Here is a 22,423-nt window from a genome sequence, read left to right as displayed (position 1 = left end):
GCGTTGTGCGGGTGCCCTGTCCGGCCGTTGGCCGGTGCACGTACCTTGACGGGGGTCGGTCCGACGGACGTACCGTCCGACCATGGACGCTGATGCCGTGGATTCCGTGGAAGCGCTGCTGACCGCTCCGGGCGCCCCCTTCGCCGTCGTACGCGGCGAGGACGGGCGCCTTTCCTATGCCGACGGGCCCCGTACGCTGCGCGAGTTCTGCGAGACGACGTGGGCGTTCGGCGACACCCCCTTCGTCATCTCCGAGAACGGGCGCATGACCTACGGGGAGTTCTTCGCGGCGGCGTGCGCGCTGGCCCGCCGCTTCGCCGACGACGAGAGCGCGGGCGGCTACGGGCTGCGGCCGGGCGACCGCGCCGTCATCGCGATGCGCAACCACCCGGAGTGGCAGGTCGCCTTCTGGGCCGCGCAGTTGGCGGGCCTGGTGGCGGTGCCGCTGAACGCGTGGTGGACCGCCGACGAGTTCGCGTTCGCCCTCGACGACTGCGGGCCCGCGGTGCTGGTCGTCGACGGGGAGCGTTACGAGCGGGTCCTGCCGTGGCTGTCCGAGGCGCGGGAGCCCCGCCCCTGGACCCTGGTCTGCCACGAGGAGGGCCGGGAGGCGAGCGGTGACCGGGTCGAGCGGTACGCGGATCTGCCCACGCCCGACCCCCAACTCGGCCCGCCCGACGTGGACATCGACCCGTCCGCCGATGCCACGATCCTCTACACCTCCGGTACGACGGGCCGCCCCAAGGGCGCCGTCGCCACCCACCACGCCCACATGGGCGCCGTCACGGGACCCCGCTACGCCGCGGCCCGCACGGCGCTGGCCCGCGGCATCGTGCCCGGCCAGGGTCCGACCCCCATCGGCCTCCTGACCTTCCCCTTCTTCCACGTCGCGGCGTTCACCGGCTTCTACGCGGCGATGGGGGTGGGCGGCACGATCGTGGTGCTGCGCAAGTGGGACCCGGACGTCGCGCTCGCCATGATCCGTGAACACGGCATCACCAGCTTCGGCGGCGTTCCGGCCACGGCCCTCCAACTCCTGGAACGCGCAAAGGAGTTGGGTGACGAACTCCCCTCTCTTACGGGGTTCAGCACGGGCGGCGCCGCGGCCCCTCCCGGCATCGTCGCCCGCCTCACCGACCGGTACGGCGAGCGCATCGAGCCCCGCAACGGGTACGGGCTCACCGAGACGCTCGGCGGGGTGCTCTCCAACGCCGGTGAGGAGTACCGGAGTTGGCCGGGGAGCGTGGGCCGTCCGGCGCCCGCCGTGGAGGTACGGATCGCGGATCCGCTCGGCGAGCCGTTGCCCGACGGGGAGGTGGGCGAGCTCTGTCTGCGGGGCCAGCCGATGATCCGTGGTTACTGGAACGCTCCGGAGGCCACCGGGGCGGTGTTCACGGCGGACGGGTGGTTCCGGACGGGGGACCTGGCGGTGTGCTCCGAGGGGCGGGTCAGTGTGGTCGACCGGATCAAGGATCTGGTGATCCGGGGTGGCGAGAACGTCCACTGTGTCGAGGTGGAGGCGATCCTCCACGACCACCCCGACGTCCTGGAGGCGGCGGTCGTCGGCGTCCCGCACCCTGTCCTCGGCGAGGAGGTCGCGGCGGTCCTGCGCACCCGCCCCGGCTCCACGGTCACCCCGGACGACATCCGCACCTTCACGGCGAAGTCCCTGGCGGCCTTCAAGGTCCCGGCACACGTGCTCCTCCAGGAATCCGAACTCCCCCGCAACGCGACGGGAAAGGTCCTGAAGCGAGAGCTGCGCGCAACGTTCCCCGGCGGGTCGTAAAAGACCGGGGCTCCGCCAGCGGGGTCCGGGGCGGAGCCCCGTGGCGTCAACTGCGGGTGACGTAGACCTGGTAGGCGCCGGAACCACTGATCCCGCCAACCGTCACCCGCACACCCGCGGATTTGTCGCGGAAGACGTCACCCGACTGGTACGCCGCATCGGAGAGCTCCGCATGGACGTTGGGCTGCCGCGTGCACCCCCCACTGTCCGGCGTCGCATCCTCGACCTTGATGGGCCCCTGACCCGTGTCCACATCCGCGTCGACCTTGTAGACCAGCACCCCGGCCCGGCACACCGCCTCGTCGTTGCCCTCCTGCGTACGCACCTCGATCGCGTACCCCGTCTTCCGGGTCAGGGGCACGAACACCAGCTTCGACCCGCCGTCGTTCCGGGCCAGCGGCGACAGCCGGTACTCGGTCGTGCCGGGCTGCGCGGCGCAGCCGACCTGACTGTCGTCGAGCCACCCGAGCTTCCACTTGTGCCAGCCCAGCAGGTCGTTCCCGGCCCCCCAGTCCTCGCTCATGATGTCCCAGTGCCCGGCGGCCGCACCGCCGTCCTGCGTGTAGAGGTCAGGCAGCCCGAACACGTGCCCGTTCTCGTGCGGCAGCACCCGGTATCCGGTCTTCGCGTACGACCCGGAGCCGTCGTCCTGCCGCGAGTACACGAACGAGGCGTTGGAGAGCGGCACCCCGTCCGCGACCGGCGCCTCGTGGTTGCCCGCGAACGTCACGGACAGCACCGTGTCCAGCGCGGAGGGCCCCGCGTTCGGGGTGACCAGGATGTTCACCACGTCGTACCGGCGGAAGTCCACTTCGGGGTCGGCCGCCGCCGCGATGTCGTCGGCGAGCTTGCGGTAGCCGGGGTCGAAGGGGGCGCCGCGGTCTATCCCGTACGCGGTGAACGGCTTGGGCATCCGCAGCCAGTGGTCGACCGGGGCCTCGGGAACGTAGTCGAGCTTTCCGTAACTGCCGGTGCGGAACCAGTTCTGCGTCTGCGGGAAGAACTCGCCGAGCCGGTCCTTCGCGGAGCCCTGGCCCGGCGCGTCCGGGAAGTCGACCATGAGGTTGAGGGCCCGCACGGTGCCGGTGGAGCGGGCGTAGCCGGGGGCGGTGGGCAGGCCCTCCGACATCTGGACGCCGAACGAGCCGCGGATCATGCAGGGGGCCAGGGAGGTCGTACGCGAGACGGCGACGGGACCGGCCGCGGTCGTCGAGTCGTCGAGGAGCCTGCCGGTGCTCGCGGTCATCGTCACGGTGAGCGCCACGGCCGTGCTCGCGGCGAGCAGCACACCCCGCCGGCCCCTGCCTATCCGACGCACTCGCATCCGCACCGCCTCACGCTCGGATCCCTTTCGATCACCCTGTGTCGAGGCGTGGCGGGCCGCTCGCTGGGTGCGCCGATCGTGGGTTTCCGAGGTCAGGGGCGTGTGAGGCAGGTCACATGGGGGCTGGGAAATAACCGGGGATGGTCTCCCCGTTTAGACCCGTGTCCGCACGAACCGGGGACCAGCTCCCCGCTTCACCCGGAGCCCGTGCACACAGACCCGTTGCACACAGTCCCGTTGCACACAGACCCGTGAAGGAGACCGCCGTGACCACCGCGACCGAGAAGCCGCAGCGCCGCGTCCCGCGCCCGCGGGCCGACGCTGTGCGCAACCGGGAGCGGATCGTCGCCGCCGCGCGCGAGCTGCTCGTGGAGCACGGCCCGGTCCTGCCGCTCGACGAGGTCGCGCGCCGGGCCGGCGTCGGCAACGCCACGCTGTACCGGAACTTCAAGGACCGCGGTGAGCTCATGCACCACGTGGTCCTCACGGTCACCGACACCATCACGGGGCACGCGGAACGGGGCCTCGCCGCCGAGGACGCCGGCGAGGCGACCGCTTTCGGCGCGCTGCGGACGTTCGTGCACGCCGCGGCCGAGGAGCGGATCGGCGCGCTGTGCCCGATGCTCAATGCCACCTTCGACCAGGACCATCCGGAGCTGATCGCCTCCCGCGACCGGCTCACCGGGGCCGTCGAGCAGCTCACCGAACGGGCCCGTACGGCCGGTGAGTTGCGCCCCGACGTCGGCGTCGGGGACCTGATGATCGCCCTCTCCCAGCTCACCCGTCCGCTGCCCGGCACCGGCTGTCTGGACTTCGACCGGTACGTCCACCGTCATCTGCAGCTGTTCCTCGACGGTCTGATGGCACCCGCCCGCTCGGAACTCCCGGGCGCGCCCGCGACCTTGGAGGACCTCCGCCAGGACTGACGTCCGGCCCCCTCCACCTCTTCGTAGAACACCCAGCTTCGTACCAACCCGATTTCTCACGCTTATTCACGACTTGGAGTCCCGCTGTGGGTACCCCCTTGCCGAATACGGCACCTGATTCACGGCGCTGGAAGGCACTCGCCTTCATCGCGCTCGCCCAGCTGATGGTGGTCCTCGACGCCACCATCGTGAACATCGCCCTGCCCGCCGCACAGCAGGACCTCGGCATATCCGACGGCAACAAGCAGTGGGTCATCACGGCCTACGCGCTCGCCTTCGGTGGCCTGCTGCTCTTCGGCGGACGCATCGCGGACCTCTGGGGCCGAAAGCGCACCTTCGTCACCGGCCTGATCGGCTTCGCCCTCGCCTCGGCGCTCGGCGGCGCGGCCGGGGGCGAGGCCATGATGTTCGGCGCCCGTGCGCTGCAGGGCCTGTTCGGCGCGCTGCTGGCGCCCGCCGCCCTGTCGCTGCTTGCCGTCATGTTCACCGACGCCAAGGAGCGCGCCAAGGCGTTCGGCATCTACGGTGCGATCGCCGGTGGCGGTGGCGCCGTCGGCCTGATCCTCGGCGGCTTCCTCACCGAGTACCTGAACTGGCGCTGGACGTTCTTCGTGAACATCCCGTTCGCGATCATCGCCGCCGCCGGCGCGTACTTCGTCATCCGTGAGCCGGCCGGTGGCCGCAACCGCTCGCCGCTCGACGTTCCCGGCGTGCTGCTTTCCACGCTCGGCCTGGTCTCGCTCGTCTACGGCTTCACGCGCGCCGAGACCAACGGCTGGTCGGACGCCACCACCCTCGGCATGTTCGTCGCCGCGGCCGTCCTGCTGGTCTCCTTCGTCGTCGTCGAGGCCAGGGTCAAGCACCCGCTGCTGCCGCTGCGCGTCGTCGCCGACCGCAACCGCGGCGGTGTCTACGCCTCGCTCGGCCTCGCCGTGATCGGCATGTTCGGCCTGTTCCTCTTCCTGACCTACTACCTGCAGATCGTGAAGGGGTACTCGCCGGTCAAGACCGGCTTCGCGTTCCTGCCGATGATCGCGGGCATGATCACGGGCTCCACGCAGATCGGCGCCCGCCTGATGACCCGCGTACGTCCCCGGCTGCTGATGGGCCCCGGCTTCCTGCTCGCGGCGCTCGGCATGCTGCTCCTGACGCAGCTCTCGGTGGACACCTCGTACGCCGGCCTGATCCTGCCCGCCGAACTGCTGCTCGGCCTTGGCATGGGTACGGCGTTCATGCCTGCCATGTCGCTCGCGACGCTCGGCGTCGAGGCGCGGGACGCGGGCGTCGCCTCCGCGATGGTCAACACCTCGCAGCAGGTCGGCGGCGCCATCGGCACGGCCCTCCTGAACACGATCGCGGCCTCGGCCACGACCGCGTACCTGACGGACCACGCGGCCGGCGCCACGAACCAGCGGCTGCTCCAGGCGCAGGCCATGGTCAGCGGCTACAGCCACGCCATCTGGTGGGCCGTCGGCATCCTGGCCGTCGCGTCCCTGATCGCCTTCACGCTCGTCAACACCGCCGCCCCGGGCACGGGACCGGCCGCGGCCTCCGGCGACACGGAGGGCGCGGAGGACGAGCTGCTGGTGCCGGTGGTCGCGCACTGACCACCGCGTACGGGACGGATCTCACCTGAGCCAGGGGAGGTCCGCCCCGGCCTCCTTCGGCTGAAGTCCCTCGGCGACGATCATCATGATCTCGCCGAGGGACTTCTGCTGTTCGGGGGTGAGCCGCGAGAAGAGCGCCTGGCGGACGGTCTCGACATGCCCGGGCGCGGTCCTCTTCAGGACCTCCAGGCCTTCGTCCGTGAGGATCGCGAACTGCCCGCGCTTGTCGGAGGGGCAGTCCTCGCGCCGCACCCACCCGCTCTTCTCCAGGCGCGCGATCGCGTGCGAGAGCCGGGAGCGGGTGATCTTCGTTTCCCGCGCCAGCTCGGTCATCCGCAGCCGGCGCCGGGGCGACTCGCTCAGCTTGACCAGGAGCCCGAAGTAGACGTGCGGCATCTTCGCGTCGCGCTGGAGTTGCCGGTCGAGGTGGTCCTCCAGGAGCGTGGTGGCATGGAGGTACGCGCGCCAGGTGCGCTGCTCGTCCTCGCTGAGCCAGGTGGCCTCCGCTGCCTCCGCGTCGCTTTCGCTGTGATCGATGTGCTCCATACATCCCATCGTAGGCCCCCTTCTTGAAGATTAAACAAAGAAGGGTTACTTTTGTCGGTGGCAAGAGCTTGAAACTTCAAGGAGGTCGTCGTCGTGAACCGGATGCCCGCGCTCTACCTCTCCCACGGTGCCCCGCCGCTCGCCGACGACGCCCTGTGGACCGGCCAGCTCGCCGCCTGGTCGGCCGAGCTGCCGCGCCCCAAGGCGATCCTGATGATCTCCGCGCACTGGGAGAACGCGCCGCTGGCCCTCGCCGCCACCGAGACCATGCCGCTCGTCTACGACTTCTGGGGCTTCCCCGAGCACTACTACCAGGTGACGTACGCCGCGCCGGGCGCGCCCGAACTCGCCGAATCCGTACGCAAGTTGCTGCGCGGCCCCGGTATCCCGGTCCAGGACGTGCCGGACCGCGGGCTCGACCACGGCGCGTACGTCCCGCTCGTCGAGATGTACCCGGACGCCGACATCCCCGTCCTCCAGGTCTCCATGCCGACACTCGACCCGGCCCGCCTCATGGACATCGGCCGCCGCCTCGCGCCGCTGCGCGACGAGGGCGTGCTGATCGTCGGCTCCGGCTTCTTCACGCACAACCTCGCCGCGCTGCGACAGGGCGGGATCCCGGCGTGGTCCTCGGAGTTCGACGACTGGGGGCACCGGGCGCTTGAGGCGGGGGACGTGGACGGCCTCCTGGACTTCACCCACAAGTCCCCGGCGGGCGCGCTCGCGCATCCGCGCACCGAGCACTTCGCGCCGCTGTTCGTGACGATGGGCGCGGCGGATGCCTTCGGCGAACTGGCGGGTCAGCGGAGCGTGATCGACGGGTTCTGGATGGGGTTGGCGAAGCGGTCGGTTCAGTTCGGCTCTTCAAGCCCCGCCGGCGTCTCCCTTTAAGCCCCTGCGGCGATTGAGCAGCGGGGTCTGGGGCAGAGCCTCAGGGCCTACGAGGGCGACGGCCGCAACACCTTCTCGTACCAGGCCACGTCCCAGTAACGCCCGAACTTCCGGCCCACCTCCCGGTAGGTCCCCACGTAGGAAAAGCCGAAGCGGAGGTGCAGCCTCGTGGACGCCTCATTGGGCTGCGCGATCCCCGCGTACGCCCGGTGTACATCCTGCTCCGCGAGGGACTCGAAGAGCGCCTTGTAGAGGAGCGTGCCGATGCCATGTCCCCCCGCGTCGGGCGCCAGGTAGACCGTCACCTCGACCGACGTGTCGTACGCGGCCTTGGGGCGGAACGCGCTGGCTGTGGCGTACCCGAGGATCCGGTTCGAGGTCGTTTCGTTCGCAACCAGGAGCGGGTGTCGTTCGTCTTCAAGGTGGGAGAGCAGCCAAGGACGTCGCTCTTCAGGGGTGAAGGTGGCCGTGTCGAACGTGATCGGCGTCTCACGCACGTAGTGGTTGTAGAGGTCCGTGAGGGCTGTGAGGTCGCCCTCGACCCCTGGCCTGACCTGCACCTCTATGGACTCTGCCACCATCTTGTGCCTCCAGTTCGCGCGGTGTGGCGCGCAGGGTACTGCATGATCAGAAAAAAGATGGGCGGCTTGGGAATTCTGTCCGGATTCCAGTCGTTGATTCCATCGGATGCAGGGCACCCGTAAGGCCCCGGGAGGGGCGTACAGCCGACCTACCACCGCAAGGGAGCACGCATGGCAACCCGTGCCGTAGCCCGTCGTAAGTCCGCCGCGTCCGGCGAGACTGACGCGGCACGCAGTGTTCGCGCCGTAGGCGGGGAGATCGCCGACCGCGACCTGGTCGGCATGTACCTCGACGAGATAGCGCGCACACCGCTGCTCGACGCCGCCAAGGAAGTCGAGCTGTCCCAGACCATCGAGGCGGGCGTCTACGCCCAGCAGATCCTCGACGGTACGGTCTCCGACAGCAAGGTCGCCGTCGAGGCGTCCCGCGAGGAGCTGGAGGCTCTGGTCGCGGCGTCGGAGAACGCGAAGGACGTCTTCATCAAGTCGAACCTGCGGCTCGTCGTGGCGGTCGCCCGCCGCTACCCGCGGTCCGGCCTGCCCCTGCTCGACCTGATCCAGGAGGGGAACGCGGGGCTGGTGCGCGCGGTCGAGAAGTTCGACTACCGCAAGGGCTTCAAGTTCTCCACGTACGCGACGTGGTGGATCCGCCAGGCCATCACGCGCTCGATCGCCGACCAGTCCCGCACGATCCGCCTCCCCGTCCACCTGGTCGAGGAGCTGGGCCGGATCCGCCGCGTGCAGCGTGAGTTCAACCGCGAGCACGGCCGGGAGCCGGAGCCCACGGAGATCGCCGCGGAGCTCGGTGCGAAGCCGGAGCGCGTCGTCGACGTACTGGACTGGGCCCGCGACCCCGTCTCGCTGAACATGTCGGTGGACGACCAGGGCGAGACGCAATTCGGTGACCTGCTCGAGGACACGTCTGCCGTGTCGCCCGAGCAGTCTGTGCTCACGCTGCTGCGCAGCGAGGAGCTGGACGACCTCATCGGCCGGCTCGACCAGCGCACCGCGTCGATCATCAAGATGCGGTACGGGATCGATGACGGGCGGGAGCGGACGCTCACGGAGGTCGGTAAGGAGCACGGGCTCACGCGTGAGCGGATTCGGCAGATCGAGAAGCATGCGCTTCTTGAGCTGAAGAAGTTGGCGCGGGACACGGGGTTCGACGCGGCGGCCTGACATTCCAGCCCCGCCGGCGTTTGAGGCGCGGGGTCTGGGGCGGAGCCCCGGGCCGCAACCACGGCGCCGTTCGTGACGCCTCGGGGCTCTGCCCCGAACCCCGCTGCTCAATCGCCGCAGGGGCTTAAAGGATCTGCTCAATCGCCGCAGGGGCTTGAAAGGCCTGCTCAATCGCCGCAGGGGCTTGGTTGGGTTGATTGGGTCAGTCGGGTGCCCAACTCGCGTATCGCCGTGGTCAGTTCCTCCGGGCCGCGGACCGTGAACGCGTAGCCCGTCATCGCCAGGCGGACCGCTGTCCACTGGACCGGGTCCGTCGACGTCGCTCGTAGGCGGCAGCGGTTGTCCGAGAGTGCCTCCGGCGTGCCCAGCGTCGGGGGCATTTGTGTGGCCACCTGGTCGGCCGGGGCCGCGAACTCCACGTCGAGTTCGTACGCGTCGGCCACGGCCCACGAGGACGTCGATCGGCGCACGTACTCCGCCGCATCCCCCTCTGGCACCTCCCGCGGAGCGAACCTCGCACCGGTGGCGAACGGGTCCGCGATCCGGTCGACGCGGAAGGTGCGCCAGTCGTCGCGGTCGATGTCGTAGGCGACCAGGTACCAGCGGCGGCCCGTCGACACCAACCGGTGCGGCTCCACCAGGCGGCGCGACTCCGAGGTGTCGCGCGCCCGGTAACCGAAGCGCAGACGTTCGCTGCCCGCGGCCGCCGAGGCGATCACGGTGAGCGTCTCGGGTGCGATCGTCGCGCCGTCGCCCGAGGTCAGCGGAATGGTGGCCGCCTGGAGCGTGGCCACGCGGTGGCGCAGGCGCGAGGGCAGCACCTGTTCGAGTTTGGCCAGCGCCCGCACCGAGGCCTCCTCGACGCCCTCCACCGCGTGCCCGGCGCCGGCCCGCAGGCCCACCGCGATCGCCACCGCCTCCTCGTCGTCGAGCACGAGCGGCGGCAGCGCCTTGCCCGCGACGAGCCGGTACCCGCCGTCCGCGCCGAGCGTGGCCTGCACCGGATAGCCGAGGTCGCGCAGCCGGTCGATGTCGCGGCGCACGGTGCGCCGGGAGACCCGGAGCCGGGCGGAGAGCTCGCTGCCCGGCCACTCGCGCGGGGTCTGGAGGAGGGACAGGAGGGAAAGGAGCCGGGCCGGGGTGTCCGTCGGGGACGGCGTCATGTTCTCCATGGTTCTATGATGCCGCCGATCTAGGACATGTTCCGGCCTAGATGACTTCTAGCGTTTCCGTATGACCTCAACCGCAGACCTCACAGCCGACCGCAGGCGCTGGTTCGCCCTCGCCATCGTGATGACGGCGGCCTTCATGGACCTCGTCGACGTGACGATCGTCAACGTCGCCCTGCCGACCATCCAGCACGACGAGGGCGCCTCGACCGGGCAGATCCAGTGGATCACCGCCGGTTACGCGCTCGCCTTCGCCGCCCTGCTGATCACAGGCGGCCGGCTCGGCGACATCTTCGGCCGCAAGCGGCTCTTCCTGCTCGGCGTCGGCGGATTCACCCTCGCCTCCGCGCTCTGCGGCTTCGCCGCGAACCCCGAGATGCTGGTCGCCTCGCGGATCCTCCAGGGCGGCATGGCGGCGATGATGGTGCCGCAGGTGCTCTCGATCGTGCACGCGACGTTCCCCGCGCACGAACGCGGAAAGGTCTTCGGCCTGTTCGGCGCGATCGTCGGCCTGGGCGCCGTGTCCGGGCCGCTGCTGGGCGCGCTGCTGACCGAGTGGAACATCGCGGGCCTGGAGTGGCGCCCCATCTTCCTCATCAACCTGCCCGTCGGTGTCGCGGCCCTCGTCCTCGGTTCGCGCGTCATCAGCGAGTCCAGGGCTCCGAAGGCGCTGAAGCTGGACATCGTCGGCGTCGTCCTCGTCACACTCGCCATGCTGGCCCTCGTCTACCCACTCACCCAGGGCCGCGAGAACGGCTGGCCGCTGTGGGGTTACGTGATGATGGCGGCGTCCGTCGGACTCGTCGGCGTACTCGTCGCGTACGAGCGGGCGAAGGCGCGGCGCGACGGGTCGCCGCTGATCGAGCTGTCGCTGTTCAAGGTGAAGAGCTTCGCGGCGGGCATCGCCGTGCAGACCGTCTTCGGCCTGGTCATGGGCGTCTTCTTCCTGACCTGGACGCTCTACATGCAACTCGGCCTCGGCTGGAGCGCGTTGCGGGCGGGCGTCACCGGGGTGCCGTTCTCGATCGCCGTCTCGGTCGCCGCGAGCATCTCCGTGCAGAAGCTGGTGCCGCGCTTCGGGCGCAAGGTGCTTCAGGCGGGTGCGCTCACGATGGCGGCCGGTGTCCTGATCTACGTCGTCGAGGCCGGGCACTACGGACTCGGCATCGCCTCCTGGCAGATGGCGCTGCCGCTGGTCGTGATGGGGCTCGGCATGGGCCTGATCGTCGCGCCGCTGACCGACGCGGTGCTCTCCGAGGTGCCGCGTGAGCACGCGGGTTCGGCGTCCGGGCTCATCAACACGGTGATGCAGATGGGCAACGCGCTCGGTCTCAGCCTGGTCTCCGTCGTCTTCTTCAACGTGGTGGAGGACGGGTTGGCGCGGGGTGTCGGCGACGCGGCGTTCGTGGAGGGGTTCCGGAGTGCGCTGGTGTGGGTGGCGGCGGTCCTGGTGGGGATCTTTGCGCTGATGTTCGCGTTTCCGAAGGCCTCGGGAGGGGCGGGTGGGGTTGTTTCGGGGGGCGTTGAGGACGTGGTGGTGGAGCGGGAGCCGGAAGGGGAGCGGGAGTTGGTGTGACGGTTGCGGGGCTCTGCCCCGGACCCCGCGCCTCAAGCGCCGGCGGGGCTTAAATGGGGCTCACGTTGTCCAGAGATTCCAGGACCTGGGCGGGGCTGCCGCCGGGGGTCACCGATTCGCCGATCCGCTGCCGCACCGCCGAGCGGACCTTGGGCCAGGAGCGCAGGCCCACCGGGTGGAACTCGGCGTCCGGCAGCTGGTCGACGAACTTCCACAGCTTCCGCTGCGAACGGTCGGCCCGCAGGGCGTCGGAGGCCGTCACGGTCACCGGCAGTGTGGCCTGCGCGCCGCCGTACGTCTTCGCGGAGCCGGTGCCGTACAGGAACGTCAGGAACTTCCCGGCCTGCTCGGCATGGCCGCCGCTCTTGAACGCCATCATCCAGTCGTTGAGCCCCACCGGGGGCGCCGCCTCGTTCCCCTGCTTGAGCGGGAACGCGGCGTGCGCGTACGGCAGTCGGGCCTTGTCGGCGGCGCCGAGCAGCACCGGGTGGGCGATGAGCATGCCGGCCTTGCCGCCGAGGAACTGGGTGTACGCCTGCGTCCTGGTGAGCTTCGCCGGGGCGGCGCCCGCGAGGCCGGGCTCGACCAGTTTGTCGCGCAGCCAGGTCAGGGTCGCCTTGTTCTCGGCGGAGCCGAAGTCGTAGCCGTCGATCGCCGAGTACCCGCCGCCGCCCGAGAGCAGCCACGAGAGGAGTTCGTCCTCCGCGGCCTCGGGGCCGAGCTGCAGGGCGTACGGGGTGGGGATGCCGATGGTCTTCAACGCCTGTGCGGCGGCGTGGAGTTCGGCCCAGGAGCGGGGCGGGCCCGTGAGCCCGGCCCGCTCGAAGAGGCTTGTGTTGTAGAAGAGGCGCGGGGTGCTGGCGATGATCGGGATGCCGTACTGGACGGAGTCGACCCGGCCCGCGTCGGCGAAGGAGCGGATGAAGTTCGCCTGCGTGGGCACGTCGAAGAGCCGCTCCGCCGGGTACAGCAGGCGGTCCTCGGCGTACGGGGCGAAGAGGTGGCCCTGCGCGATGTCGGGGGCGCGGCCGTCCTTGACGCGGCGGGCGAGGACGGCGTCGATCTTCAGGAACGGGACGCGCTCCACCTCGACGTGGATGTCCGGGTGCTTCTTCTCGAAGGCCCGTACGACGTCGTCCCACTGGTCGCCGATGGAGGCGCCGACGCTTTTGTCGTAGCTCGGTACGAGGAGGCCGAGCGTGACCTTGTCGCCGTCGGCGCCGTCGCTTCCGTCGCCCGAACCGCAGGCGGTCAGGGCGAGGGCGCCCGCCCCTGCTCCGGCCAGGCCCGCGCCCGTCGTCCTCAGAAAGTGCCGCCGCCGCACTGCTCTCCCCCGCTCACGTGGTGATCGGTGGCATATTGTGCCACAGAGACATACCATGTCCGCATGGCAGGAACTGCGATGACGACGCCGCCGTCGACTCCGACGTTGACGCTGACGGAACGACGCAAGGCGGCCACCCGCCTGGACATCGCCCGCGCCGCGGCCGAACTGTTCACGCGGGACGGGCTGCGGGCCACGCGCGCCGAGGACATCGCGCGGGCGGCGGGCGTCGCGCCGCGCACGTTCTACCGGTACTTCGCGACCAAGGAGGAGTCGGTCGCGCCACTCCTCGAGGCCGGGGCCCGCCAGTGGGCGGAGGCGGTCCGCGAGGCGCCCGCGGACCTGCCGATCCCCGCCGCGCTGCGGCACGCCGTGGTGCACGCACTCACCGGCGACGACCCGGCCAACGCGGCGTCCCTCGGCTGGGTCCGCGCCCTCCTCCGTCTCACCGGGGAGAGCCCGGCGCTGCGAGCCGTCTGGAGCGACACGTGCCGGGTCTCGGAGGCGACCCTCCTCACGGTCCTCGCGAACCGCACGAACGATCCGGCCCCTCCAGACCTCCACCTGCGCCTGCTCGCCGGACTGGCGACCACGGCGGTCCGCGTCGCAGTCGAAACCTGGTCCCTCTCGGACGCCCCACCAACGGGCCCAACGGGCCCGGCAGCACTGGCCCTGAAGTGCCTGACCGCCACCTCAATCCCTGCCGGCGGGTGAGCAATTCAAGCCCCTTCGGCAAGTGGGCAATTTAGGCCCCCGCGGCGGGTGGGCAATTCAAGCCCCTGCGGCGTTTGAGCAGCGGGGTCCGGGGCGGTGCCCCGATCTTTAAAGCCCCGCCGGCGCTTGAGGCGCGGGGTCCGGGGCAGCGCCCCGAGTCGTCAACCACGGGGGACCACAACCTAAGGGAGCCGCAATGAACAACCTCACCGGCAAGACCATCCTGATCACCGGAGGTGCCCGCGGAATCGGCGCCGAAATCGCCCACCTCGCCACCACCGCCGGCGCCGCCACCGTCATCGCCGACGTCCTCGACGAAGAAGGCAACGCCCTCGCCACCGAACTCGGCCCAAAGGCCCGCTACACCCACCTCGACGTGACGTCGGAGGACGACTGGCAGGCCGCCCTCGCCTACACCACCACCGAGTTCGGCGGCATCGACGGCCTGGTCAACAACGCCGGTATCTCCACCGGCATGCCCTTCGAGACGGAGAGCGTGGAGCGCTTCCGCCAGGTCCTCGACGTCAACCTCGTCGGCGTCTTCGCGGGCATGAAGACCGTCGTCCCGGCGATGAAGGAGGCCGGCGGTGGCTCGATCGTCAACATCTCCTCCGCGGCCGGCCTGATGGGCCTCGCGCTCACCTCCTCGTACGGCGCCTCGAAGTGGGGCGTGCGCGGCCTCAGCAAGATCGCGGCGGTCGAGCAGGGCACCGCGCGGATCCGCGTGAACTCCGTGCACCCCGGCATGACGTACACCCCGATGACCGCGCAGGTCGGCATCCAGCAGGGCGAGGGGAACTACCCGAACACCCCGATGGGCCGCGTCGGCGAGGCCGACGAGATCGCGAAGGCGGTGGTCTTCCTGCTGTCGGACGACTCCTCGTACGTGACGGGCGCGGAGCTGGCCGTGGACGGCGGCTGGACCACGGGTCCGACGGTGAAGTACGTGATGGGTCAGTAATCAGCACACGAGTACAAGGGCCCGGTCTCCTGGGGAGGCCGGGCCCTTCGCACTGCCCGACCCGATCCGCCCTCCAACCGTATGCCTGTTTGTGTCTGCGCAACGCCCGAACCTGTTTACTTTCCGGAAATCCAGCCGTAGCCTCACGGAAGAGCAACACATTCGGGCACGTTCGCAGAAGAGGCACAGGTAAACGGACATGTACGCACCCGAGCGCCAGCAGGAGATCCTCCGCCTCGCCCGCGACGGCGGCCGGGTCGACGTGCTGTCGCTGGCCGAGGAGTTCCAGGTCACCGCCGAGACCGTCCGGCGCGACCTGAAGGCCCTCGACCGCGCCGGCCTCGTCCGCCGCGTGCACGGCGGCGCCATCCCGGCAGGCCGCCTCGACTTCGAGCCCGACCTCGCCGAGCGCGAGGGCACCGCTGCCGACGAGAAGGACCGCATCGCCCACGCCGCGCTCGCCGAGCTGCCGGCCGAGGGCAGCGTGATCCTCGACGCCGGGTCGACGGTCTCCCGGCTCGCGACCGCGCTGCCGCTGGAGGCCGAACTGGTCGTGGTCACCCACTCGTTGCCCACCGCCGCCCGGCTCGCGGACCACCCCGGCATCCAGCTCCACCTCGTCGGCGGCCGTATCCGCCACCGCACCCGCGCCGCCGTCGACGCCTGGTCCCTGCGCGCGTACGGGGAGATCCGCGCGGACGTCCTCTTCCTCGCGGCCAACGGTTTCTCGGCGGAAGCCGGACTCACCACGCCCGACCTGGCCGAGGCGTCCGTGAAGCGGGCCACCGTCGCCGCGGCCCGCCGCGTCGTGCTGCTCGCCGACTCCGGCAAGTGGGGCCAGGAGCACTTCGCCCGGTTCGGCGACCTCGCCGACGTGGACCTGCTGATCACGGACACCGGACTCGCCCCCGAGGACGCGGCGGCGATCGAGGCGGGCGGCACGGAGGTGGTCCGCGTATGACCCGCACGTCCCGCACGACCGGCACCGGCCACTCGCACCACCCCGAGCACGAAAGCAACGGCACGCGCATGATCGTCACCGTCACCCCCAACCCCTCCCTCGACCGCACCTACGAGGTCCCCGGCCTCGACCGCGGCGAGGTCGTCCGCGCGAGCGGCGAGCGCATGGACCCGGGCGGCAAGGGTGTCAACGTGTCGCGGGCCGTGGCCGCCGCCGGGGCGCCCACGCTGGCCGTCCTCCCGCTGGGCGGCGCCCCCGGCGCCCTGGTCGCCGAACTCCTCGACGGACAGGGCATCAAGGTCGCCCCGGTCCCGGTCGAGGGCCACACCCGCTCGAACGTCGCGCTCGCGGAGCCGGACGGCACCCTCACGAAGATCAATGCCCCCGGCCCCGAACTGTCCGCCTCGGAAGCCGAGTTGCTGATGTCCGTCGTGGGGGAGCGATCGGTCGGCGCCGACTGGATCGCCTGCTGCGGGAGCCTGCCGCGCGGCCTGGAGCCCTCCTGGTACGCCGAGTTGGTGGCCCGCGCGCACGCCGCGGGCGCCCGGATCGCGCTCGACACGTCCGGGCCCGCCCTGTTGGCCGCCCTCCGCGAACGCCCCGACGTCGTCAAGCCCAACGCCGAGGAGCTCGCCGAAGCGGTCGGCCGCCCGCTCGCCACGGTCGGCGACGCGGTCAAGGCGGCGGAGGAACTACGGGAGTCGGGCGCGGTCGCCGTGCTCGCCTCCCTCGGCGCGGACGGCCAGATCCTGGTCGACGCGAGCGGCGCCTGGTTCGCCTCGGCCCCCGTCGACGCGGTGCGCAGCAACGTCGGGGCGGGCGACTCCTCGCTCGCCGGCTTCCTGATCGCGGGCGGCGAGGGCCCGAAGGCGCTGGCCTCTGCGGTCGCCCATGGCGCGGCGGCGGTCCAGCTGCCGGGCAGCGCCATGCCGACGCCGGGGGACCTCCGCCCGGACGCGGTGCACCTGACGGCCGAGCCCCCGGTGGACCGCGCGCTGAAGGAGCCCGCACGATGACGCCGCCCGTCGCCCATTCAGAAGTCACCCCACCTATACGTAAGCCCATATATAGGCCCATACATAGGCAAAGGAGCCCGCGATGACGGAGATGATCACCGCGGACCTGGTCGACCTCGACCTGTCCGCCCCGACCAAGGACGAGGCCGCCCGTTCCCTCGCGGAGCGCATGGTGGAGCTCGGCAGGGTCACCGACCTCGACGGCTTCCTCGCCGACGTCGCGGCCCGCGAGGCCCAGATGCCGACCGGCCTCGACGGCGGCATCGGCATCCCGCACTGCCGCAGCGCGCACGTCACCGAGCCGACGCTCGCCTTCGGCCGCAGCGCGGAGGGCATCGACTTCGGCGCCCCGGACGGCCCCGCCGACCTGATCTTCCTGATCGCGGCCCCGGCGGGCGCGGACGACGCTCACCTCACGATCCTGTCCTCCCTGGCCCGCCAACTGATGGACGAGGACTTCAAGTCGGCCCTGCGCGCGGCCACCGACGCCGGGGCGGCGGCATCCCTGATACGCGGCGACGAGCCGGCCCCGGAACCCGTAGAGCCGGAAGCGGCGGATACGGCAGGTGCGGCGGATCCGGCAGAGATGGCGGAAGCCGAAGCCCCCACCGAGCAGCCGGTCACATTCAAGATCGTCGCGGTCACCTCCTGCCCCACCGGCATCGCCCACACCTACATGGCGGCCGAGTCCCTGGAGAACACCGGCCGCGACACCGACGGCGTCGAACTCGTCGTCGAGACGCAGGGATCCTCCGGCTTCACCCGCCTCGACCCGGCCGTCATCGCGGCCGCCGACGGCGTGATCTTCGCCCACGACGTCCCCGTCCGCGAAAAGGAACGCTTCGCCGGAAAGCCCACGGTCGACGTCGGCGTCAAGGCCGGCATCAACCGCCCCGCCGAACTCATCACCGAGGTACGGGAGAAGGCGTCCCGCGGCGAGATCACGGGCCACGCCGATCCGTCATCCACACCTGTGGACAACTCTGGCGATTCCACGGACGGTTACGGCACAAAGCTCCGCAAGTGGCTGATGTCGGGCGTCAGTTACATGGTGCCGTTCGTGGCGGCGGGGGGTCTGCTGATCGCGCTCGGCTTCGCGATCGGCGGCTACGAGGTCGCCGACGTCAAGGTCCAGACGCTGCTCAACAGCTTCGACTGGGGCTCGACGACGAGCTGGGCCGCGCTCCTCTTCTACACCGGCCAGGCGGCCTTCGCCTTCCTGGTCCCGGTCCTCGCCGGCTACATCGCGTACGGCATGGCGGACCGGCCGGGACTCGTGCCCGGCTTCGTCGCCGGTTCGATCGCGGTGACCACCAACGCGGGCTTCCTGGGCGGCCTGATCGGCGGCCTCATCGCGGGCGCCGTGGTCATGGCGATCCAGAAGGTGAACATCCCGGCCGTGCTGCGCGGCATCATGCCGGTGGTCGTGATCCCGCTGCTCTCCTCGATCGTCGTCGGCTTCCTGATGTTCGTGGTGATCGGCAAGCCGATCGCCTCGCTGCAGAGCGCGCTGACGGACTGGCTGAACTCCCTGTCCGGAGCCAACGCGATCGTCCTCGGCGTCATCCTCGGCCTGATGATGTGTTTCGACCTCGGCGGTCCATTGAACAAATGTGCCTATGCCTTCGCGGTCGGCGGTCTCGCCAACCCCACGGACGGTTCGCTCAAGGTGATGGCCGCGGTGATGGCAGCGGGCATGGTGCCGCCGCTGGCGATGGCCCTCGCCACCAGCGTGCGCGGCAAGCTCTTCACCAGGACCGAGCGGGAGAACGGTAAGGCGGCCTGGGTCCTCGGGGCCTCGTTCATCACCGAGGGTGCCATCCCCTTCGCCGCGGCCGATCCGCTGCGCGTGATTCCCGCCTCGATGGCGGGCGGCGCGGTCACCGGCGCCCTGTCGATGACCTTCGACGCCACACTCCGCGCTCCGCACGGCGGCGTCTTCGTGGTCCCGCTGATCGGCAACGCCTGGCTGTACCTGGTGGCGATCGCGGCCGGTACGTGCGTCACCGCGGCGTTGACCGTCGTCCTCAAGTCGCTGCGCAAGCAGCCGGCCGCCGCCGGTCGGTCGGAGACCGTGCACGCCCCGTCGCGGACCGTGGCCGCCGCGGAGCCCTCAGCGGCGCAGCCCGCGAAGGTGTGAGGCTTGGTGCGATTGACGTTGTTGGCATGGTTGGCGAGGCGTTAGGAGCCTTGCGAGATACGTCACGGTCCGGGACCAAAGGCCCGGACTGTGGTGTTCACTGGAGCGCATGCCTGAGCACGTGTCGATCCTTCAGCAGCTGGGCCTGGCTCTGGTCGCTCTCGCGGCCGTGGCCTGGGTGGTCGGACTGGCCCGCCTGGTGCGCACTGTCGTCTTCGCCCCGCCGGAGCAGCGGACACAGCTGCCGCTGGGCGTGCTGCCGGCGCAGTCCCGGTCGCCCGCGCTCGAGTCGGTGCCGCTGACGGCCGACGAGCAGGACGCGTTCGCGGGTCTTGTACGGGAGTTCAGTCGCCGGTAGTCAGCGCCGGGCCCGTGGGTGGGAGGCCGCGCGGCGCTCCATCGTCGCTCTCGCCGCCTCTTGCGTCGCGTACACCTCGCACATGTGCCGACCGTCCGGCGTCGCCGTGTGCTCGACCTCCCAGAGGCTGACCTCGCGGCCGTCGCGCAGCAGAAACGCGTGCTCGTACAGCGTGAAGCCGTGGCTGACGCGGCAGCCGAAGGCCTGGGTGATCTGGTGCGCGCACGCCTCCCGCAGCAGTCTCGCGGTGCCGGGGCCGGGCCGCGTCGACCCGTCCGGGTTCTCCGCGCGGCGCAGCAGGCGGCGCGCGTGGTCGGCGGAGCTGTGCGGGTCGCCGGCGCCGAAGGTGCGGCGCATCGGCGGGACCGAGGGGAGATTGACCAGGGCCATGGGGACGTGGAGGTCGAACTCCGGCTCGGCCTCCTGGGACAGCGGTAGCCGTCCCGTCGCCAGGTGCAGCTCGTCCTCGGACACGTAGACCTCGTGCTGTGCTGCGCCGTCCCGCCCCGTGTTGTGCACGAGCTCCCAGAGGGTGAGCGAACCACCGTCGACCAGCAGCCAGTTGTGCCGGTATGTCTCGCGGTGGCGGCCCGCGCTGTGGTGGGCCGAGTGCAGGTAGCCCGCGTACGCGAGCGCGCCGTCGAGCCGCTCCAGCGTCTCGTCGGGCAGGTCGAAGGAGTTGAGCGCGCGACCGAGGAGCCGCCCGAGCTGCGCTTCGGGTGCCGCGTCCGACTCGGTCCCTAATCCGACACAGGGCTCGGAGTCATGCGGAAAGCTCAAGGCACCTCCCAGTATTGCTTCGTGTCACCTCGTGGGTGCATACCGTAGTCCTTCGCTCGGACATCGTGTCCGTGAAATGACAAACGGGGAGCGGGATTTGAGCGACGTGCCTGGTACCTGGTGCCTGGACAACGCTTGGGCCGCGCGGTGGGTTCCCGCGCGGCCCGTGTCGGTGCAGCCGGATGGTCAGCCGGCGCTGCCCGCCGTCCACTGGTCCCACGCCATGTTCCAGCCGTTGAGGCCGTTGTCGGGCGCGACCGTCTTGTCGGGCGAGTTCTTCATGACCACGACGTCGCCGACGAGCGAGTTGTCGTAGAACCACTTGGCGGTCGTGTCGCCGCCCGCGCCCTTGACGTCCCGCATGCCGACGCAGCCGTGGCTGGTGGCCTGCGAACCGAAGATGCCGGGCGAACTCCAGTAGTTGCCGTGGATGAACGTCCCGGACTGGGACAGGCGCATCGCGTGCGGCACGTCCGCGATGTCGTACTCACCGCCGAAGCCGACCGTGTCGCCGTTCATGCGCGTCTGCACGAACTTCTCCGAGATCACCATCTGCCCGTTGTACGTCGGGTGTTGGGCGCTTCCGGTGGACACGGGCACCGTCTTGATCGTCTTGCCGTCGCGGACGACGGTCATCTCCTGCGTGTTCGCGTCGACGGTGGAGACCTGCGCGCGGCCGACGGTGAAGCTCACCGTCTTGTCCTGCACGCCGTGCACCCCGTTGGCCCCCTCGACGCCGTCGAGGTCGATCTTCATCGTGACCTTGGAGCCGGCCTTCCAGTACTCCTGGGGCCTGAAGTCCAGGCGCTGGGCGCCGAACCAGTGCCCGACGACCTTCTGGCCGCCGCTGGACGTCACCGTGATGTGCGACTGCACATCCTTCTTGTTGGTGATCGCCTTGTCGAACGTGAAGGAGACCGGCATCCCGACCCCGACCGTCTTCCCGTCGTCCGGCGTGTACGTCCCGATGAAGCTCTTGGCGCTGGAGACCGTCGTGAAGATGGAGTTGGCGGCGGCCTTGTGCCCGCTGTCGTCCTTGGCGGACGCGGAGATCCGGTACTTGGTGCCGCGCTCCAGCTGCTCCTTCGGCTTCCACGTCGCGCCGCTCGCCGTGATCGATCCGGGTACGGCCTTGCCGCTCCCGGACTCGGTCATCTTCACGCCGGTCAGCTTGCCGTCGCTGACCTTCACACCCGTCGCGTTGATCGACGCGCCGGTCGACCCGTCCTTGGCGGAGATGGTGATCTTCGGGGCGTCGCCACCCTTGTCGTCACTGGCGGTGGCGTCGCCTCCGCAGGCCGTGAGGGTCAGTGCGCCGACGGCGAGTGCCGCGCACACGACGGCTGTGTTCTGCCTGCTCACGGTCTGCTCCTTTTTCGTGGTTTCTGCTGTTCCGCTGCTTCTCTACCGATGTGAGGGAAGAGCGCGAGACGACCGGAAGGGTTCCGTCCGTTTGTTGTGAACGCAGCCACAGGGACAGTCCTGTTACGTGGCGGTGGATCTCTGTTACGCGGCCGCTACTCGGCGTCGGAACGGCTCCCGGAGACGTCGCCGTAGAGGTCGCCGTACGAGAGGTGGGTGCGGCCGCCGGCCGACACGGACTCCGCCGAGCGCAGGGCCCGCACGATCGCCCGCGTCACGAGGTCGGCGCCGGCCGCGAGGATCTCGTTGAGCGCGAGGGGGTTCGCGGCGTCGAGCGGTCGTTCCCCGGTGGCGAGTGCGAACACCGTGTCCCCGTCGTTGAGCAGGTGCACGGGGCGTACGGCCCGCGCGATCCCGTCGTGCGCCGTGCCGGCGACCTTCTGCGCCTGGGCACGGGTGAGGTCGGCGTCGGTGGCGACGACGGCGAGGGTGGTGTTGAGGGGCTGCGCGCCGTTGGCCGCGGACACCTCCGCGATCCGCTTGCCCGCCGCCTCGTGCGTCTGCGGCGTGGGGTACGTCACCGGGCCGCGCCCCGCGAAGAACTCGCCGTACAGCGCGCCGGTGGCCGGGTCCACGGCGGAGCCCGCGGCGTTCGCGACGACCAGGGCGGAGACCGTGATCCCGGAGTCGAGGACGGTGGACGCGGTGCCGATGCCGCCGCGCAGTTTCCCGACGAGCGCGCCGGTGCCCGCGCCGACGTTGCCCTCCTGGACCGGGGCGCCGGGTTCCGTCGCTGCGGCGGCCTCGACCGCGGCGCGGCCGGTCCCGGCGTCGGGCCGGGCCCGCCAGTCGCCGCCCCGGCCGAGGTCGAACACGCACGCCGCGGGCACCACCGGCACGACCTCCCCGGGGCGGGTGCCGGCCGGGACTCCGCGCCCCTGGTCCTCCAGCCACGCCATCACCCCCGACGCCGAGTCGAGCCCGAACGCGCTGCCGCCCGTGAGTACGACGGCCTCGATCCGCTGCACGAGGTTGCGCGGGTCGAGCGCGTCGGTCTCCCGGGTGCCGGGACCACCGCCCCGTACGTCCACGGCGGTGACCGCGCCGCCTTCGGGGGCGAGCACGACCGTCGTACCGGTCAGGAACCCGTCCCCGACACGGGTGACGTGTCCGACGCGCAGGCCGTGGACATCGGTGAGGGCATCGTTGCGTGTCGTCATGT

20 protein-coding genes are annotated in these 22,423 nt (G+C 70.7%); 12 read left to right on the top strand and 8 right to left on the bottom strand.

Annotated features, from left to right (window positions below):
- Positions 1–82: 82 nt before the first annotated feature.
- Entirely contained in the window at positions 83–1,786 is a 1,704-nt protein-coding gene (locus tag ACWD2L_RS27170; protein WP_351335869.1) for a class I adenylate-forming enzyme family protein, read from the top strand.
- Positions 1,787–1,832: 46 nt separating this feature from the next.
- Here the strand turns inward: ACWD2L_RS27170 and ACWD2L_RS27165 are convergent, their stop codons facing one another.
- Positions 1,833–3,110 (bottom strand): M6 family metalloprotease domain-containing protein, encoded by a 1,278-nt coding sequence (locus tag ACWD2L_RS27165; RefSeq protein ID WP_351335872.1) that lies wholly within the window; start codon positions 3,108–3,110, stop codon positions 1,833–1,835.
- Positions 3,111–3,376: 266 nt separating this feature from the next.
- Here ACWD2L_RS27165 and ACWD2L_RS27160 point away from each other — a divergent pair, with 266 nt between their 5' ends.
- Both ACWD2L_RS27160 and ACWD2L_RS27155 read left to right on the top strand, forming a co-directional pair.
- A complete protein-coding gene (locus tag ACWD2L_RS27160) occupies positions 3,377–4,036 on the top strand; it encodes a TetR/AcrR family transcriptional regulator (protein ID WP_351335875.1) in 660 nt (219 codons plus the stop codon).
- An 86-nt stretch (positions 4,037–4,122) separates the two neighbouring features.
- A complete protein-coding gene (locus tag ACWD2L_RS27155; RefSeq protein ID WP_351335877.1) occupies positions 4,123–5,643 on the top strand; it encodes an MFS transporter in 1,521 nt (506 codons plus the stop codon).
- 21 nt (positions 5,644–5,664) lie between these two features.
- On the opposite strand, the gene ACWD2L_RS27150 is transcribed toward ACWD2L_RS27155, so the two are convergent.
- On the bottom strand, positions 5,665–6,189 hold the full coding sequence (locus ACWD2L_RS27150) for a MarR family winged helix-turn-helix transcriptional regulator (protein ID WP_351335880.1): 525 nt from the start codon (positions 6,187–6,189) through the stop codon (positions 5,665–5,667).
- A 102-nt stretch (positions 6,190–6,291) separates the two neighbouring features.
- Between ACWD2L_RS27150 and ACWD2L_RS27145 the strand changes: the two genes are divergently transcribed.
- Positions 6,292–7,080, top strand: a complete 789-nt coding sequence (locus ACWD2L_RS27145) for a dioxygenase family protein (RefSeq protein WP_351335999.1) — start codon at positions 6,292–6,294, stop codon at positions 7,078–7,080.
- 47 nt (positions 7,081–7,127) lie between these two features.
- Here ACWD2L_RS27145 and ACWD2L_RS27140 read toward each other — a convergent pair whose 3' ends face one another.
- Positions 7,128–7,661 carry a GNAT family N-acetyltransferase gene (locus ACWD2L_RS27140; protein ID WP_351335883.1) on the bottom strand — a complete coding sequence of 178 codons (534 nt, stop codon included), beginning with the start codon at positions 7,659–7,661 and terminating at the stop codon, positions 7,128–7,130.
- 171 nt (positions 7,662–7,832) lie between these two features.
- On the opposite strand from ACWD2L_RS27140, the gene ACWD2L_RS27135 reads away from it, so the two are divergent.
- On the top strand, positions 7,833–8,840 hold the full coding sequence (locus ACWD2L_RS27135; RefSeq protein ID WP_351335886.1) for a sigma-70 family RNA polymerase sigma factor: 1,008 nt from the start codon (positions 7,833–7,835) through the stop codon (positions 8,838–8,840).
- Positions 8,841–9,007: 167 nt separating this feature from the next.
- Here ACWD2L_RS27135 and ACWD2L_RS27130 read toward each other — a convergent pair whose 3' ends face one another.
- Positions 9,008–10,003, bottom strand: coding sequence for a helix-turn-helix transcriptional regulator (locus ACWD2L_RS27130; protein WP_351336002.1), 996 nt, complete (start codon positions 10,001–10,003; stop codon positions 9,008–9,010).
- 70 nt (positions 10,004–10,073) lie between these two features.
- Here ACWD2L_RS27130 and ACWD2L_RS27125 point away from each other — a divergent pair, with 70 nt between their 5' ends.
- Complete coding sequence (locus ACWD2L_RS27125; RefSeq protein WP_351335888.1) at positions 10,074–11,585, top strand: MFS transporter; 1,512 nt, start codon at positions 10,074–10,076, stop codon at positions 11,583–11,585.
- 49 nt (positions 11,586–11,634) lie between these two features.
- Here ACWD2L_RS27125 and ACWD2L_RS27120 read toward each other — a convergent pair whose 3' ends face one another.
- Positions 11,635–12,909 carry an ABC transporter substrate-binding protein gene (locus ACWD2L_RS27120; protein ID WP_351335890.1) on the bottom strand — a complete coding sequence of 425 codons (1,275 nt, stop codon included), beginning with the start codon at positions 12,907–12,909 and terminating at the stop codon, positions 11,635–11,637.
- A 63-nt stretch (positions 12,910–12,972) separates the two neighbouring features.
- Between ACWD2L_RS27120 and ACWD2L_RS27115 the strand changes: the two genes are divergently transcribed.
- From ACWD2L_RS27115 to ACWD2L_RS27090, 6 genes are all read left to right on the top strand, one after another.
- Complete coding sequence (locus ACWD2L_RS27115) at positions 12,973–13,623, top strand: TetR family transcriptional regulator (protein ID WP_351335893.1); 651 nt, start codon at positions 12,973–12,975, stop codon at positions 13,621–13,623.
- 196 nt (positions 13,624–13,819) lie between these two features.
- On the top strand, positions 13,820–14,584 hold the full coding sequence (locus ACWD2L_RS27110; protein ID WP_351335895.1) for a glucose 1-dehydrogenase: 765 nt from the start codon (positions 13,820–13,822) through the stop codon (positions 14,582–14,584).
- A 199-nt stretch (positions 14,585–14,783) separates the two neighbouring features.
- Positions 14,784–15,545 carry a DeoR/GlpR family DNA-binding transcription regulator gene (locus ACWD2L_RS27105; protein ID WP_351335898.1) on the top strand — a complete coding sequence of 254 codons (762 nt, stop codon included), beginning with the start codon at positions 14,784–14,786 and terminating at the stop codon, positions 15,543–15,545.
- 68 nt (positions 15,546–15,613) lie between these two features.
- Positions 15,614–16,561, top strand: a complete 948-nt coding sequence (pfkB, locus tag ACWD2L_RS27100) for a 1-phosphofructokinase (RefSeq protein ID WP_351336004.1) — start codon at positions 15,614–15,616, stop codon at positions 16,559–16,561.
- Positions 16,562–16,643: 82 nt separating this feature from the next.
- Positions 16,644–18,701, top strand: coding sequence for a PTS fructose transporter subunit IIABC (locus tag ACWD2L_RS27095; RefSeq protein WP_351335901.1), 2,058 nt, complete (start codon positions 16,644–16,646; stop codon positions 18,699–18,701).
- Between the two features lie 109 nt (positions 18,702–18,810).
- Complete coding sequence (locus tag ACWD2L_RS27090) at positions 18,811–19,059, top strand: hypothetical protein (protein WP_351335904.1); 249 nt, start codon at positions 18,811–18,813, stop codon at positions 19,057–19,059.
- Here the strand turns inward: ACWD2L_RS27090 and ACWD2L_RS27085 are convergent, their stop codons facing one another.
- The 3 genes from ACWD2L_RS27085 to ACWD2L_RS27075 all read right to left on the bottom strand — a co-directional run bounded on the left by ACWD2L_RS27085 (position 19,060) and on the right by ACWD2L_RS27075 (position 22,421).
- Entirely contained in the window at positions 19,060–19,839 is a 780-nt protein-coding gene (locus ACWD2L_RS27085; RefSeq protein WP_351335906.1) for a DUF6227 family protein, read from the bottom strand.
- 186 nt (positions 19,840–20,025) lie between these two features.
- Positions 20,026–21,201 (bottom strand): L,D-transpeptidase, encoded by a 1,176-nt coding sequence (locus ACWD2L_RS27080; protein ID WP_351335908.1) that lies wholly within the window; start codon positions 21,199–21,201, stop codon positions 20,026–20,028.
- 155 nt (positions 21,202–21,356) lie between these two features.
- Positions 21,357–22,421, bottom strand: coding sequence for a P1 family peptidase (locus ACWD2L_RS27075; RefSeq protein ID WP_351335911.1), 1,065 nt, complete (start codon positions 22,419–22,421; stop codon positions 21,357–21,359).
- Positions 22,422–22,423: the final 2 nt, after the last annotated feature.

The sequence above is a fragment of the Streptomyces sp. NPDC002754 genome (genome assembly GCF_053592315.1).
Note: the sequence above shows the minus strand (reverse complement) of the source record. Positions and strands in the feature narration are given on the sequence as shown.

Excerpts from the sequence above, each read along its gene's own strand:
- ACWD2L_RS27115 (WP_351335893.1), top strand. The coding sequence starts at position 12,973 with ATGGCAGGAACTGCGATGACGACGCCGCCGTCGACTCCGACGTTGACG.
- pfkB (WP_351336004.1), top strand. The coding sequence starts at position 15,614 with ATGATCGTCACCGTCACCCCCAACCCCTCCCTCGACCGCACCTACGAG.
- ACWD2L_RS27130 (WP_351336002.1), bottom strand. The coding sequence starts at position 10,003 with ATGACGCCGTCCCCGACGGACACCCCGGCCCGGCTCCTTTCCCTCCTG.
- ACWD2L_RS27165 (WP_351335872.1), bottom strand. The coding sequence starts at position 3,110 with ATGCGAGTGCGTCGGATAGGCAGGGGCCGGCGGGGTGTGCTGCTCGCC.
- ACWD2L_RS27105 (WP_351335898.1), top strand. The coding sequence starts at position 14,784 with ATGTACGCACCCGAGCGCCAGCAGGAGATCCTCCGCCTCGCCCGCGAC.
- ACWD2L_RS27140 (WP_351335883.1), bottom strand. The coding sequence starts at position 7,661 with ATGGTGGCAGAGTCCATAGAGGTGCAGGTCAGGCCAGGGGTCGAGGGC.
- ACWD2L_RS27125 (WP_351335888.1), top strand. The coding sequence starts at position 10,074 with ATGACCTCAACCGCAGACCTCACAGCCGACCGCAGGCGCTGGTTCGCC.
- ACWD2L_RS27145 (WP_351335999.1), top strand. The coding sequence starts at position 6,292 with ATGCCCGCGCTCTACCTCTCCCACGGTGCCCCGCCGCTCGCCGACGAC.
- ACWD2L_RS27110 (WP_351335895.1), top strand. The coding sequence starts at position 13,820 with ATGAACAACCTCACCGGCAAGACCATCCTGATCACCGGAGGTGCCCGC.
- ACWD2L_RS27150 (WP_351335880.1), bottom strand. The coding sequence starts at position 6,189 with ATGGAGCACATCGATCACAGCGAAAGCGACGCGGAGGCAGCGGAGGCC.
- ACWD2L_RS27170 (WP_351335869.1), top strand. The coding sequence starts at position 83 with ATGGACGCTGATGCCGTGGATTCCGTGGAAGCGCTGCTGACCGCTCCG.
- ACWD2L_RS27095 (WP_351335901.1), top strand. The coding sequence starts at position 16,644 with ATGACGGAGATGATCACCGCGGACCTGGTCGACCTCGACCTGTCCGCC.
- ACWD2L_RS27090 (WP_351335904.1), top strand. The coding sequence starts at position 18,811 with ATGCCTGAGCACGTGTCGATCCTTCAGCAGCTGGGCCTGGCTCTGGTC.
- ACWD2L_RS27075 (WP_351335911.1), bottom strand. The coding sequence starts at position 22,421 with ATGACGACACGCAACGATGCCCTCACCGATGTCCACGGCCTGCGCGTC.
- ACWD2L_RS27135 (WP_351335886.1), top strand. The coding sequence starts at position 7,833 with ATGGCAACCCGTGCCGTAGCCCGTCGTAAGTCCGCCGCGTCCGGCGAG.